Annotated in this window: 15 protein-coding genes; 5 read left to right on the forward strand and 10 right to left on the reverse strand. The window is 42.6% G+C overall.

Features of this window, described 5'->3' with window-relative positions; all coding sequences use genetic code 11:
- Positions 1-9 precede the first annotated feature (9 nt).
- The 3 genes from VGB26_14350 to VGB26_14360 all read left to right on the forward strand — a co-directional run bounded on the left by VGB26_14350 (position 10) and on the right by VGB26_14360 (position 4591).
- Positions 10-1491: a histidine kinase dimerization/phospho-acceptor domain-containing protein gene (locus VGB26_14350; GenBank protein HEX9758958.1), complete on the forward strand. Its 1482-nt coding sequence runs from the start codon at positions 10-12 to the stop codon at positions 1489-1491.
- 20 nt (positions 1492-1511) lie between these two features.
- Positions 1512-2921 carry a sigma-54 dependent transcriptional regulator gene (locus VGB26_14355; protein ID HEX9758959.1) on the forward strand — a complete coding sequence of 470 codons (1410 nt, stop codon included), beginning with the start codon at positions 1512-1514 and terminating at the stop codon, positions 2919-2921.
- A gap of 536 nt (positions 2922-3457) precedes the next feature.
- Entirely contained in the window at positions 3458-4591 is a 1134-nt protein-coding gene (locus tag VGB26_14360; GenBank protein HEX9758960.1) for an HD domain-containing phosphohydrolase, read from the forward strand.
- 36 nt (positions 4592-4627) lie between these two features.
- Here VGB26_14360 and recN read toward each other — a convergent pair whose 3' ends face one another.
- Both recN and trxA read right to left on the reverse strand, forming a co-directional pair.
- Complete coding sequence (gene recN / locus VGB26_14365; protein HEX9758961.1) at positions 4628-6319, reverse strand: DNA repair protein RecN; 1692 nt, start codon at positions 6317-6319, stop codon at positions 4628-4630.
- A 77-nt stretch (positions 6320-6396) separates the two neighbouring features.
- Positions 6397-6726 carry a thioredoxin gene (gene trxA / locus VGB26_14370; GenBank protein HEX9758962.1) on the reverse strand — a complete coding sequence of 110 codons (330 nt, stop codon included), beginning with the start codon at positions 6724-6726 and terminating at the stop codon, positions 6397-6399.
- A gap of 300 nt (positions 6727-7026) precedes the next feature.
- Here trxA and queF point away from each other — a divergent pair, with 300 nt between their 5' ends.
- On the forward strand, positions 7027-7401 hold the full coding sequence (gene queF / locus VGB26_14375) for a preQ(1) synthase (protein ID HEX9758963.1): 375 nt from the start codon (positions 7027-7029) through the stop codon (positions 7399-7401).
- Here queF and VGB26_14380 read toward each other — a convergent pair.
- The 6 genes from VGB26_14380 to VGB26_14405 all read right to left on the reverse strand — a co-directional run bounded on the left by VGB26_14380 (position 7398) and on the right by VGB26_14405 (position 11105).
- The gene (locus VGB26_14380) at positions 7398-8216 is read right to left on the reverse strand and encodes an ATP-binding cassette domain-containing protein (GenBank protein HEX9758964.1); all 819 of its coding nucleotides are present in this window, start codon (positions 8214-8216) and stop codon (positions 7398-7400) included. The genes queF and VGB26_14380 overlap by 4 nt on opposite strands.
- Positions 8213-9040 (reverse strand): phosphate ABC transporter permease PstA, encoded by an 828-nt coding sequence (gene pstA, locus VGB26_14385; GenBank protein ID HEX9758965.1) that lies wholly within the window; start codon positions 9038-9040, stop codon positions 8213-8215. The genes VGB26_14380 and pstA overlap by 4 nt, the downstream gene beginning before the upstream one ends.
- Complete coding sequence (locus VGB26_14390) at positions 9037-9282, reverse strand: hypothetical protein (protein HEX9758966.1); 246 nt, start codon at positions 9280-9282, stop codon at positions 9037-9039. Before VGB26_14390 ends, pstA begins: the two co-directional genes overlap by 4 nt.
- Positions 9233-9925: an ABC transporter permease subunit gene (locus tag VGB26_14395; GenBank protein ID HEX9758967.1), complete on the reverse strand. Its 693-nt coding sequence runs from the start codon at positions 9923-9925 to the stop codon at positions 9233-9235. Before VGB26_14395 ends, VGB26_14390 begins: the two co-directional genes overlap by 50 nt.
- On the reverse strand, positions 9909-10736 hold the full coding sequence (locus tag VGB26_14400) for a phosphate ABC transporter substrate-binding protein (protein ID HEX9758968.1): 828 nt from the start codon (positions 10734-10736) through the stop codon (positions 9909-9911). The genes VGB26_14395 and VGB26_14400 overlap by 17 nt, the downstream gene beginning before the upstream one ends.
- A gap of 93 nt (positions 10737-10829) precedes the next feature.
- Positions 10830-11105 (reverse strand): metalloregulator ArsR/SmtB family transcription factor, encoded by a 276-nt coding sequence (locus VGB26_14405; protein ID HEX9758969.1) that lies wholly within the window; start codon positions 11103-11105, stop codon positions 10830-10832.
- Between the two features lie 439 nt (positions 11106-11544).
- On the opposite strand from VGB26_14405, the gene VGB26_14410 reads away from it, so the two are divergent.
- Positions 11545-12528 carry an NAD-dependent epimerase/dehydratase family protein gene (locus VGB26_14410; GenBank protein HEX9758970.1) on the forward strand — a complete coding sequence of 328 codons (984 nt, stop codon included), beginning with the start codon at positions 11545-11547 and terminating at the stop codon, positions 12526-12528.
- Between the two features lie 257 nt (positions 12529-12785).
- Here VGB26_14410 and VGB26_14415 read toward each other — a convergent pair whose 3' ends face one another.
- Together VGB26_14415 and VGB26_14420 are read right to left on the reverse strand one after the other, a co-directional pair.
- Positions 12786-13112, reverse strand: a complete 327-nt coding sequence (locus VGB26_14415; protein HEX9758971.1) for a hypothetical protein — start codon at positions 13110-13112, stop codon at positions 12786-12788.
- A gap of 92 nt (positions 13113-13204) precedes the next feature.
- A complete protein-coding gene (locus VGB26_14420) occupies positions 13205-14185 on the reverse strand; it encodes an aminoglycoside phosphotransferase family protein (GenBank protein HEX9758972.1) in 981 nt (326 codons plus the stop codon).
- Positions 14186-14227 lie beyond the last annotated feature (42 nt).

The following is a 14227-nucleotide window of genomic DNA, read 5'->3' on the forward strand; positions in this document are numbered from 1 at the left end:
TTGATTCCTGTGTCTGCACTTCAGGAGAGCTTACAGGTTTTTAAAACTGCCCCCCTTTCCCAACCCCTTAACCTTTTGTTCGTTTACCCTGACCCAGAATTCTCTTTCCTAACCCGTAAAATTCTATCTGCCGATGGGGCAGTTTTTGAGGCAGGGACTGCCCGCGAGGCCCAAACTTTAATTCAAGCACACACCTTTCAAATTGCGGTCATATGTAAACTTGGGGACCAGCCCCCTTCTCACGATTCCTTAGATTTAATCATCCATTTAATCGATCAACACCCCGATATTTTCATATACTTTTTTTCCGACCTACCGTTGGAGGGACCCTTCAAGGAATATCAACAGGGGGGCATTATAAATCAAATTTCAACCTCTATGGATCAAATAAAACTAATTCAAGATCTTGCCAAAAGGATCGGAATAAAAGATTGGAAACAGAAACTGTTTTCATTTACGGAACCTCTTCCCCCTTATGGAAAACACATTTTTCCATCTGAAATTTCAGAAAACTTTTTTCAAAACTCTCTCCCCAATGAGGTTGAAGAAATTTCTTTTCAAAACATTGCGGATGAACCCCTTTTCCCAACTTTTTTAAAACAGGAAAAGAGGGAAATGATACCCCCTATCGAAATCCCAAAATTTTCTAACCATAAATTGCAATTCCAGGATAATTTCACTACCTCTGAAAAACAACTCTTTTTCAAATTTTCGGACCCGACCCGTTTAATCAATTTCTTCACCCTGGAAATAGCCCACAAAATCAAAAACCCTCTGGTTGCCATCAAAACCTTTACCGAGCTTTTGAAAGATAACTTTAATGATCAAGGTTTTAGAGAAGAATTTTATCCAATCGTCAAAAATGAAATCGGAAAAATTGATCAAACCGTGGAATCTCTAATCGAATTTTCTGAACACCTAGACACGTTAACACCCCATTCCAATTTACTTCAAATTTTGGAGAACCAGGTTAAGGCCGTTAACCAAGAGGGGCAGGGAAAAATGAAGATATCCCCTCCATTACAGACGCTTTCCCCGTTTTTGATTGATGAATCAAAAGCCTCTTATACCTTTAAACTTCTATTCAATGCCATTAAGGAAAACCTGGGGGGGCTCCACGATATTGAAATCCAGACGGAACCATTACTTTCTGAATCCCCTCCTGGAGGATTAGTGATTACAATACTTTTCCCCCCAAAAAATTCCGTATCTGGGCCATTAAAGGGGTTAGACCTGATTTTGGCCCAATGGTTTATCGAAAGCCTAAACGGTCAAATCAAAGAAGATACCATCGGCACCCGTTCTGTTTTTAAGGTTATTTTCTATCCCTCTCTGAAGGAAACCACGGAAAGGTTTTTTTCACACTCCCAGGAACCCATGTGTGATCGCCGTCAACACTCATTCCCATTAGCGTTTAAAGATCGCAGAAATTCCGAAAGGCGCATTAAATGGCTTCCCATTTCTTTCGGAGATCGGCGAGGGTCTCCCTAAACCCCTTTGGAGAATAAACCATGCATAGGCTCCTAGTTGTTGATGACGAATATAGTGTACGAGAATCAATAAAACTTATTTTAAAAAATGAATATCAAATTCTTTTTGCCTCTGAGGGGGAAGAAGCAGTTCAGTGTTTTGAAAAGGAACATCCCCACCTTATTATTCTGGATATCCTTATGCCAAAGATGGATGGGATTCAGGTTCTTAAGAAGATTCGTGAGATTGACCCTATTCTTCCCGTTATTATGCTTACAGCAACCAAAACAGTAAAAACAGCCGTTGAGGCCATGAAGCTGGGGGCAACCGACTACATTACAAAACCCTTCGATGTGGAAGAAATTTCGATTCTAATCAAAAGGGCTTTAGAAAAGCAGGACCTTGAGCGGGAAGTAAAAACCCTTCGGTGGGAAGTCAAAAAGAAATTTGGATTCGGAAATATTTTGGTGGGAAAAAGCCCCCCCATGAAAGAAGTGTGTTCAAAAATTGAACAAATTGCTGATACCAGGACAACCGTTCTCATTACCGGGGAAAGTGGAACGGGAAAAGAACTGATTGCCAAAGCACTCCATTATAATAGCTCCCGAAGGCACAAACCTTTCATCGCAATAAACTGTGCGGCCATCCCTGAAACCCTGATCGAAAGTGAGCTATTTGGCCATGAGCGAGGGGCCTTTACCGACGCAAGGGTTCGAAGGTTGGGTCATTTTGAAATGGCCAATTCGGGAACTCTTTTCCTAGATGAAATTGCGGATTTAAGCCCGGCCACACAGGCCAAGCTATTAAGGGTAATTCAAGAAAAAGAATTTCTCCGTTTGGGAGGAACCCAAACAGTTAAAGTCGATGTTCGTTTAATTGCCGCAACCAACAAAAACCTGGAAAATGCGGTCAAAGAAAAATTATTTAGGGAAGACCTTTATTACCGGGTAAACGTTGTTTCGCTATTTCTTCCCCCTTTACGGAAAAGGAAAGAAGATCTCCCCCCTCTTATTCAACACTTTCTAAATAAGAAAGCGGAAGAAGAAAATAAAAAACCCAAACGTTTTTCGGACTCGGCAATGGACCTCCTTTTGAAGCATCCATGGCCTGGAAATGTTCGTGAATTGGAAAATATTATTGAACAAGTGGTCACCTTGACCCCAGAAGAGCTCATTACCCCTGAAAATCTCCCGGATAAACTGAATCGACAAATCCGGACGAATTCCCTCCGCGAAGAAACACTTTCTGGCAACATTTCTTTTGAGAATGCGCTTCTAGAATTTGAGAAAGATATTCTCCTCAGTGCACTAAGGAAAACAAACTTTGTTCAAACCCACGCAGCAAACCTGTTGGGAATTAGCAGGAGAATATTAAAATACAAAATGGATACTCTGGGTATAACTCCCCCCGACAGCCAGAACCCTGAGTCAAACCTCAGCGATCTCAATTAATGGGTTAAAGCCCCTTCCTTTGCTTTCTTTTATACTTTTCCTCGTTCCCTTCCTTCCTTTTTCTTTTTAGAAATTAAATTTCCCCAATAAATATTTAGCCTTTTTAAACTTTTTCATGGAAGATATTGGTTATTTTGAGTTTTTATAATGTTCAAAAGGGAACGTATTAAAAACCACTCTTTTTTCAATAGATTCTGAATATATTTCTAACTCCCTCAAATGTATGGATCAAAATTGTACTTTGGTAAATTTTTTCCTAGTTCACCATTTTGAACGAAACCGATTTTTCCTAAGCGGTTAGGCACTTTAGAGGACCCTTTTTAAATTTTCCCTTTTATTTTTAATGGAATAAGATTTGCACTCTTTCCCCCCTAACCATTAGGAAAAACTTCTTGTTGGCGGTTTGGAATAAACCATTCAACCATTAAGTCATTCAATTTAAATCAAGGATAGGGCGTTTCAAAATACTTTATGGAAACCTCTGACCCAGACCAAATTGTTTTTCAACCCTCATATTCAAGTAAGAAAGGTTAAACATGCAAACAAAACCTAATATTCTAATTGTGGATGATGAAGCGGGTCCAAGAGAATCCTTAAAAATGATTTTAAAACCTTTTTATGGTATATATACCGCGGAAACGGGAGGAAAAGCTCTTCAAATCGTAGAAAAGGAAGAGATCGATTTAGTCACTTTGGATTTAAAGATGCCTGACCTTCATGGAACCGAGGTCCTCCGAGAAATTAAAAAATTGAGCGGAGATGTAGAGGTAGTCATTATTACAGGATTTGGAAGCTTAAAAAGTGCGGTGGAAGGGATCCGTTTTGGAGCCTCTGATTATCTTTTAAAACCTTTTAACGTTTCTGAAATCGTCTCCATCATTAATAGAACATTAGAGAAAAAGAGACTTTATGATCAACTTAAAGGTTTCCTACAAGACCTTGGAAATTTGGTAGGTTTGGAAACAAATCTTAACGAAGTAAGAAATAACTTATCCGAGAAATACTCATTTCTGGAAGAGGTGAAAAGAATTCTTGATAAAAATAAACCCGATTTGAAGGAAGAGGCAACCATTGGAAATCTGGAGTTTGCAAAAACATTGGCTGAATTGTTTGAAAGCAAAGACCTTTATTCCAAAGGCCATTCCACCCGGGTTTCCCATTATGCCTTGCTCGTCGCACAAGAATTGAACCTTTCCCAAAAACAAAAGGAAATTCTACAAATGGGAGCCTATATCCACGATATTGGAAAAATTGGAATCGATAACAAAATCATATTGAAAGAAGAGAAATTTACAGAAGAAGAAAGGGAAGTGACCCGGAAACACCCTATCATCGGGGTAGATTTAGTTTCCCCGATCGGAATCCCCCCTGAGGTCCTAGAGGTCATTCGTCATCACCACGAACGATTTGATGGTCTGGGATACCCCGATGGTCTTAAACAACAAAAAATACCTCTTTTAGCGCGGATTCTTACCGTTGCCGATGCTTTTGACTCCATGGTCAATGATCAACCGTACAGAACGGGAATGCCTATAGGAGCTATTCAATTAGAATTGGAAACCTGTAGCGGAACGCAATTTGATCCCGATATCGTTCAGACTTTTCTGAGCATAATCCGGGAGGAAAAAGACAAGCTTCTCCCCTTGAACCTAAACGAATCAACCTCTTAAACTTTAAATAAACCCATCTTTCCCGTGGGGGCTATGCTAGCCCAAGGACCCGGGGTGCGTACTTCCCAACATCTCTTTTGCATGTTGCAACGTGGTGGGTGTTATTTTCTTCCCCCCTAACATCCTCGCAATTTCTTTTACACGCTGGTCTTTACTCAAACGTCTCGTATGAGTAAGGGTCCTGTTTTGGTGCTGACCTTTAAAAATAACATAATGGGCATCCGCTTGACTGGCAATTTGAGGAAGATGAGTTATACAAAGCACCTGAAAATTTTGGGACAATTTTCTTAACTTCTCCCCAACAACCTCCGCGACTGCACCTCCCAACCCTGCATCCACTTCATCAAAAATCAAAGTTCGGGTAAATTCCTTTTTACCCCGGGGAAGCCTCAAAGCCAACATCAACCGGGAAAGCTCTCCTCCTGAGGCAACTTGGGACAACGGTTTTAAATCCTCTCCGGCGTTACTGGAAATAAGAAACTCAACCTGATCCATACCCGAAGGGTCTAAAAAAGAGTGTTTTTCCTGGGGCAGTGGCCGAATCGAAACCTTAAAGCGACATTTTTCCATTCGAAGAGAATCCAGTTCTTTTTCCATATGCTTCTCAAGCAATTGCGCTTTTTTAGCCCTTGCACGAGACAACGATTTAGCGGCCTTTACTGAATTTTCCAGATGATGATCAAAGGACTCCTGAAGAGAAGAAATTTCCTTATCAATATTTTCAAAGGACGAGAGCTCTTCCTGCGTTTTTTCCTTCTTCTTCAAAATATCTTCGATACTTCCTTCAAATTTTCGCTTCAATCCTTGCAACTGAAATAGTCTCTCTTCAATATGATCTAGCCGGTGAGGTTCAAACTCTATCTCCTCCTTATAATTCCGGAGTTGCTGGGATACTTCTTCTAAATGAGCGAGGGCGGTCTCAGCGCATTCCTTGACCTCCTTAAATTTGCAGTCAATTTGTTGAATATGGTCGATATGGCTCAGGGCTTTTCGGGTTTGATGGATAGCGGATTCATCAGACGCCAAAAAACCATAGGCTTCATTGGCCCATTGGGAAAGCTGCTGGGAGTGTTTTAAGATCTCTCGCTCTCTAAGGAGAGACTCCTCTTCATCAACCCCAGGATTGGTTTCTTCTATTTTTCGAATCATCTCAACCATTTCCTCTTTTTGCTTGGAAAGATGTTCCGCTTTGTTCTTTAAATCATGCAAACTGCCGTCTGCTTTCTTGAATCGGGTATAAGCTTCTTCAAAATCTTTTTTTTCGGATATCAGTCCATCAAATGTATCCAAATAACTCAGATGGTTTTTAACTTGTAATAAAGACTGATGATCATGTTGGCCGTGAAGGTCTACCAAAAATTCTCCAATTTTTTGAAGGGTACTCAGCGTCACCATTTGATCATTGATAAAAACACGCCCTTTCCCCGACCGGGGCAAAACCCGTCTCACCAAAAGTTGGTTATCTTCGCAAGGAATCTCAAATTGCTCCAAAAAGGTATGTAATGGATGTTCCTCATCAATTTCAAATACCGCCTCAATTCGGCATTCCTCACACCCCGTTCGAATAAGCTGTTGATAAGCTTTTGACCCGAGAAGAACCTCAAGGGCATCCACCAAGATAGATTTCCCCGCTCCGGTTTCGCCGGTCAAAACGGTTAACCCATCGGATAAAGACAACTGCGCTCTATCAATAATGGCAAAATCCTGAACCATTAACTCCCGAAGCATTAAATCACCTTTGGGGATTTCTACCGAAAGGAATAAAGTTTAGAGGAAATAGAATGGGGCCTTTCAGCAACACCCCCTTATTGGGCCAATAGACCTTCAATTTTATCTTTTATTTGTTTTTTGGAAGCGGCCCCTACAATTTTGTCAACGGGCTGCCCCCCGGAAAAAAACATCAGGGTTGGAATCCCCATTATTTGATAACGGCCTGCAATTTCCGGATTTTCATCCGTATTGAGCTTACAAACCCGGACCTTGCCCTCATATTCTGAGGCAAGCTCTTCAACCACTGGAGCAATCATCTGGCATGGGCCGCACCACACTGCCCAAAAATCCACCATCACCAATTCTTGGGGTTGTAACACTTCCGGCTCCCATATTTTTCCATTCACACTGATCGGTTTTCCCATTCTTTCCTCCTCACCATTTACGAAAGATTAGCATTTAGTATGAAAAATTTTATAACAGTTGAAAAGGGGTGTCAACGGTCCATTTTCCCGAAAAAACAAAGGATTTTGCCGATTCTCTTCTTAAAACAACCTTTCTAAGGGGAAAAATAGCCACTCTATTCGATGATCCAGAAAAAGAAATCCTCCTTTTACACCCCTTCGTCCTACCTAACCTCGAACCCCTACCCAATCGAATCCCAAGACCTTGCTTTCAGAAAATCATTAAGTTATGATCCAACAGAAAATTAAAATTTAAACCCCATGCTTACCCGTCCCCAAAAAAACCTGGAAACCTTTCCGAACCCCCAACCGGAAAGGGATTATGAAATCCACATGGATTGTCCTGAATTTACCTGTCTTTGTCCCAAAACCGGGCAACCCGATTTTGCCACCATCAAAATCCGGTACATTCCCAATAAACGCTGCGTTGAATTGAAATCTTTAAAAATCTATCTTTGGTCCTATCGAAATGAAGGAACCTTCCACGAAGCGGTCACCAACCGGATTCTCAATGACCTGGTGAAAGCCACACAGCCCAGGTGGATGGAAGTCTCCGGTGATTTCTATATCCGGGGAGGAATTCACACAACGGTCATCGCCACTCATCAAGCCAAAGGGTTTAAGCCAAAAAGTTAAGGAACCTCTTTTCCTATAATCCCTCTTTGATCGACAATCATCCCTAAAAGGTTAATTTCGGTAAACCTCCTCCAATGGGGAATCCCAACTTTTTTTTCTTTATTTGTTTCCTTGATCAATTCCCTGGTTGAACCCGCCTCACGAATTTTTCCATTATCGATCACAATGAAATCATCCCCCGTCCGCTCCACCTGTTCCAATTTATGGGTGACCAAAACAACGGTCATTTTATCCTTTAGGCCTTTTACCAGTTTTTCGATTGCTTCGGCTGAATGAATGTCGAGGGATGCCGTCGGCTCATCCAGAAGCAAAACCGAAGGGTCCATGGTCAACGCCCGCCCGATGGCCAGCCGCTGCTGCTGACCTTGGGAGAGGGTTCCGGCGGGTTTGTGGAGGCGATCCTTCACATGGTCCCATAAGGAAACCTCCCGTAAGGTTTCTTCTGCGGTTTCCAATAATTCTCTTTTTCCTTTTCGCTCCAGGCGCTTGATTCCGAATAAAAGGTTTTCAAGAATGGAAGTTGGAAACATACATGGTTTTTGAAAAACCATCCCCACCCTCCTTCGAACCTGACTGACCTCCATTCCGTTTTTATAAATTTCATGATCTTCAAACAAAACCGATCCCGAAAGACGAAAGGATGGAATCAGATCATTCATTCGGTTTAAAGTTCGAAGAAAACTGCTTTTTCCTGCACCGGAGGGGCCAATCACACACAAAACCCTTTTTTCATAAATGGACAGATTTACCCCTTCCAATACAGGGGTTTTCCCATAAAACAGTGAAAGATTTTTTAATTGAAAAACCGCCTTCATCTCTCCCCTTCCCAAGTAAGTTTAAACCGGACCGCCAAAGAACTCAGATTAAAAAGAAGAACCAACGCGGTACCCCAGGCATGGGTAAGAGACACAGACCCGACCCCTTCTTGGGAAAGCACAAAAAGATGGGTTTGCAGTGTAGAAACCGGTTCAATAAAGGATTGAGGAAGGGTCACCCCTGAAAAAGCCGTGGCGGTAAACAAAATGGCAGCGGTCTCCCCCGCAGCCCGGCCCAACCCCAGTAACAACCCCGTCACCCAACCATGGAAACTTTGGGGAATGACCACTTTTCGAATGACCTGGGCTTTCGTCATCCCCAAAGCCAAAGCCGCCTCACGGTAGATCAATGGAATGGTCTGAATTCCCTCTTTAATACTGATCACCAGAGTCGGTAAGATCATCACCCCCAAAATGACACATCCGGAAGCCCATGAAATTCCCCATCTCAAATATAAACCGAAAATTAAAAAACCCACCAAACCGAATAAGATGGTTGGAACCCCATTTAAGGAGAAGATCAATATATTGGCCGCTTTTTGAAAAGGGGGCTTTAAATATTCCGTCTCGTAAATCACTGCACCCAAGGCCACGGGAAGGCTGATCAAACCCGCCCCGAAAATCAGTAAAAGGGTTCCAAGGATTTGATAGGTAATTCCCCCTTCCTGACCAATGGATCTTGAGGGCTGCGTCAAAAATTCCCAGTGAATGGCCGAACCCCCTTTTATTACAATTACGCTGAGAATTAGAAATAAAAAGGAAATAGAAAAAAAAGCTGAAACACAACATACCAAAGAAAAGAAAAATGTTTTGAAACGCCTCATCCTTTATTCCCCTGAATGATCCGGTGAGCCGTGGTTGCAAAGGCCAAATTCCCAAAAAAGGTAAAAACCGCAACTAAAATAAATAATATCAACCCCAACCCGATCAGCGCATTCCAATGCATCCCCATTCCCACCGCTTCCGCGGCTTCCCTTCCCAATTTAGAGGTAATGGTTTGGGCAGGAGAAAAAATATTATAAAAGAGTTTTGGAATCCGGTCGATGCTCCCGATGACCAGCATCACCGCAATGGTCTCTCCCATGGCGCGGCTGATTCCCAGTAACACCCCCCCCGATTCCCTTCCATGCATTGGGGATCACCACCTGTACTATGGTCTCTGTGCGGTTAAGCCCCAAAGCGAACGCCTGCTCCCGAAAGGGCCGGGGAACGCTTCTTAAAGCATCATCGGAAAGTGTCATGATGGTTGGCAATATCATAATCCCCAAAATAAACCCCGCGGCAAAAAGGGTATTTCCATTTTGAAGATGAAACAGATTTTTCACTCCGGAGGTCACAAAGACGATCCCAAGCAAGCCGTAAACAACGCCGGGAATCCCCGCCAACAGCTCCATAATCGACTTAATACCCAGCCGGTATTTCATGGGCAGAAATTCAGACGTAAAGACCGCCGTTCCCAATCCCAGGGGAAGGGCCAAACACAAAGCAATCCCCGTCACGACCAACGTTCCATAAATGAGAGGAAGGGCACCATAGACTTCCCCCGCATGCCATTGATTGCCCAAAAGAAAGCCAAACCCCTCATTGGTAAAAATTGGAAGGCTCTCCCACAACAGAAAAAAAAACAGAAACGCCACCAACCCCATGGAAATAAAAAAAGATCCCCATAAACCCAGCTTCGGAAGGAAACCTCTAATGAAGAGAAACATACCCGCTTTCCTCAATAATTTTCTGCCCTGCCTCGCCCAAAAGGAAATCAATGAAACCTTTAACCTTCCCTCTGGGTTCCCCGTTTGTTAAAAAAATCAGATCCCGTGATATGGGGTATACCCCGTTTCTAATATTCTCCTTTGTGGGATAAACCGTTTTCCCGTTGTTTTTTAAACCGATATCCTTCACATCCTGATTCGCCCAAGCCGCGGAAAGCATCCCGATGGCAGAATCGCTCAATGTGATTTTGGTCAGCTCCTCGTTATTGGACCCCGAAACAATATCAGCCCCCTTGGCCACCCCTGTGGGGTCATTAAAGAAATATTCCATGAAGACATGACGTGTCCCCCGGTGCACCTCTTTATCGATACAGAGGATTTCCCGATCCGGACCTCCAAGTTCTTTCCAATTATTAATTTCACCGGACAATTCCGTCACACCGGCATCATAAATTTCAGAAGAGACCACCACGGCTACCGCATCTTTTGCAATAACATTTGAAATAAACTTCACGGTCGGGAAACGAACCCGTTCTTCCTCCGACAGGGTACGGGAAACCATCCCTATATCAATTAAACCGTTTCCCAGGGACCGAACGCCTACCCCTGAACCCCCGGGGCTAACCGTAATTTTTACCCCCGATTGACTTTCCCTGAATTTCTCCGCGGCCTTTGTTGCAATAGGAAGCACCGTAGATGATCCCGCCATACGAATAAGATGTTCAGTGTTGGCTTGATTGGAACAACCGGAGACGAGGAATAAAAAGAGGCCCCAACCCAAACCAATAGGGAAAGAAATTTTGACCCCCAAAATCTTAAATAATCCCCGGTTCCCCATTCTTTTTAAAAACTATGCTCATATGTTGATACATCCATAGATTTACCCAAAAAAAACCCAAACAAACTAACCAGGAAAAGAGATTTTACAGCACCCCAGATTGATGGCCTGCTCTTTTCGTTTCAAAATGGATTCCCGGACAACGGGGTGCAGTTTATAATAGACCCTTTGCCCCTCACGTCTGGACATAAGAAGAGATGCATTTTTGAGGATTCCCAGATGATGGGCCACTTGGGGCTGTGGTAATTTCAATTCATTGGCTATTTCGGTTCCGCACTTCTCTCCTTCAAAAAGACTCTTAATCATCATTAAACGGGTACCATCAGACATGGCCTTTAACATTTGAGCGCATTCATGTGTAGACAAAAAGGGATACATGGTTTAAAAAGGAGGAATAAGGTTTTGGGTTTGAAAACGTTCAATTATTAATAGGACTCCTATCTAAATGTCAAGACCTTTAGAATTAAACAGACCAATTATATTTGAATGGAATAAAAAAGGCTGTAATCTAAATTACAATTCCCCCTTCTCTAAATCCTTACCCTTGGAAAGGAAACGGGGGATAAAAGACACAGTAAATGAAACGTCCTCTCTGGATGGGGGAGGACACACAAATATTTATTCCCCCTAAACGGGGAAGGGAATATAAATGTTTATTCCTCCCCCCTTGATGGGGGGAGGATAGGTGGGGGGTGAACATTTTGGGGGCTCGGTTCTTAAATCAAGAAACTGCTCTTAGGTTTCAATTTGCATAAATTTTTAAAATAAAAGGAATGAAAAGTTGATTTTTATAACAGGTGCCTCCGGATTTATCGGCCAGGCACTGACCCAAAAATTAATTCGGGAGGGACAAACCGTCCGCATCCTGCTTCGGGACCCCCGAAAAACCCTTCCCCCTGAATTCCAAAAAGCGGAGATTGTCATCGGAGATCTCTCGAATGCGGAAACTTTGGCCGATGCTATGAAGGGTTGCACCCAAGTCTACCATTTGGCGGCCTTGGCCAGGGCTTGGGCTCCTAAACCCCAGGATTTTGACCGGGCCAACATCAAGGGAACCGAAAATATATTGAAGTCAGCCCAAAAAGCGGAGGTAAAACGGTTGGTTTACACATCAACGGTTATGACACTGGGACCAACGGATGATTTCATCGCGGACGAATCTTCCCATTTCTCCAACCGGGTCATTTCCCATTATCAAAGAACCAAAATAGAAGCAGAAAAAAGAATCACCCATTTCCTGGACAAAGGGCCAAACATCATCATCGCTTCCCCAGGCCTGGTCTATGGCCCTGGAAGGGAAATCCGCTCAAACTCGTTTAACCGGGTGTTACTGGATTATCTAACAGGAAAACCGGTTTTTATTCCCGGTAAGGGCTCCCAATCATTGAATGTCGTTTACATTGACGATGTGGTAGACGGTTTGATCCGGGTAGCGGAACAAGGTCAAAATGGAAACCGCTATATTCTCGGTGGGGAAAATATAAAGTTGAACGATCTTGAAGGGCTCATTCAGGAAGTCACCGGATTAAAACACAAAGTTCGCTATGTCCCTTTTTGGACAGCCAGGACAGCGGGATTGATCGAACATTTCCGGGCGCGCTTGACGGGAAACACCCCCAGACTCACCTGGAAAGCCATCGAGGCCTACAAGCACTCCTGGGTCTACTCCTCCGAAAAGGCCATCAATGAAGTTGGCTACCGCCCACGTTCTCTCAAAGAAGGAATTGCACAAACCTGCGAATGGATCAAGACATTGGAAATGTAAGATAATATATATTTTACGGAGGGCCGTCTTTCCCTCATCGGGGTAAAATCAAGACCCGTGGATTCCCGATAAAACCTTTCGGGAATGACATCAAGGAGATTTTAGAGGGGTTGTTAACCTCCACCCTCTATCCTCAAACCTCTACCAGCCTAGGTCGTCATTCCCGCGGAAGCGGGAATCTAGGGTCTAATGAATTCCCAATAAATTATTTTGGGGAGTCCCATAAACAACAAGCGATTTGCCCTTTTTCACACCTCTTATTTTTCAAAAAAAAAAACCGATAAAAGAATTAAAAACACACCGGTTACAAAGGCTAATCCCCAAATATAAAATATATATATGCTCAGTTTTATCATTCCTTTCGAAAACGGGAAAGCTTCTAAAACCGACCTGTAATCCTGAAGGCCCATTTTTTGTAATGGCTTATAATCCTGTCTGCCATTTTTAAAAAACATTGCTTTAATTATTAAGAAAGAAATACTGATCAAAAGAGAGATAACCCCCACTACAAACAAACCGGCTAACACATATAAAATGATTACACCATTCTGTTGTACTGATTCATAAGAAGAAATAGTATCCATCTCTCAATCCTTAAAACGGCACCCTGCTCTGTCCCAAGCAAAATTGTTAAAAAGAAATTAATCTCATTCGAAATTCTATGAACCCGACTTATTTATTCAAAAACCCCTTTCCCCTTTGCCAAATTCCGGAGCCTTTTTTCATAAATCCCCACCTCTTTCCAATTGGGTTCCGGCAAAAACTCCAGCCAAAACCGGAACAGGCGAAGGGAATGTAGAACCCTGTGAATTTTTAGTTCTCCTTTTGGGAATTCAGACCGCTGATAACTCGATAAAAAGGGAGCCAAATCTTGAGGGTATAAAAAGAAGGCTTCCTCCAAATGGAGAAAATCCCCAACCGGATCTCCCCACCAGGCCCATTCCAGATCAAATATTCCTGAAAGTTTTGGAGTGTCTTTTTTATCTAAATTAATTTTAAGGTTATCATAGTGAAAATCTCCATGAAGAAAAACCGGGTCAATCGCTTCAGGTTGGATGGCTAACCATTCCTGAACCCAATGGGTTAATTGGTCCTTCCAACGGGGAGCATACCCCACCTTTTTCTCCACCCCTTCCAGCTCCTTGTAAAATTCCTGTTCTAAAAATTTCCGCCATGATTCTGCTTTTGGATACACCTTTCGATCAAAATGACGAAATCCAAAACCAGGAACTTTGATTTGATGAAACCGTTTTAAAGTCTCCCCAATTTGTTTCAAAAGGGAATCCCTGGCTTTTTGCGGTAGGGATTCTATGTTTTCACCGACTCCCACCCCTGGCAGATATTCCATCAAAGCGTAATCCATTGGAATGATCTCCTTTGAACAATCTGAAAGGAAAACTTTAGATATTGTTAAATTAGGGGCAGATTCCTGTAGAAAGCGATAGATTTCGGATTCACGTTGAATCTTATCAAAAGACTGAACCTCGCCATCAATGCGCAAAACCCATTTCTTTTGATTATCCAAAACGATCAGAAAACTTTTATTCACCTGACCTCCCAATGGACCGGAGATCTCTACAGGTGAACCAGAAACCCCCAATCGGTCACATACCTTTTTGGCCAGGTTTAAATTGAATTTAAAAGGTTGTGAATTCATCAAAAAAGTAAGATAAATATTCTGGATTCCCGATCCCCGTTT

Source organism: Nitrospiria bacterium, assembly GCA_036397255.1.
Taxonomy (GTDB): Bacteria; Nitrospirota; Nitrospiria; order DASWJH01; family DASWJH01; genus DASWJH01.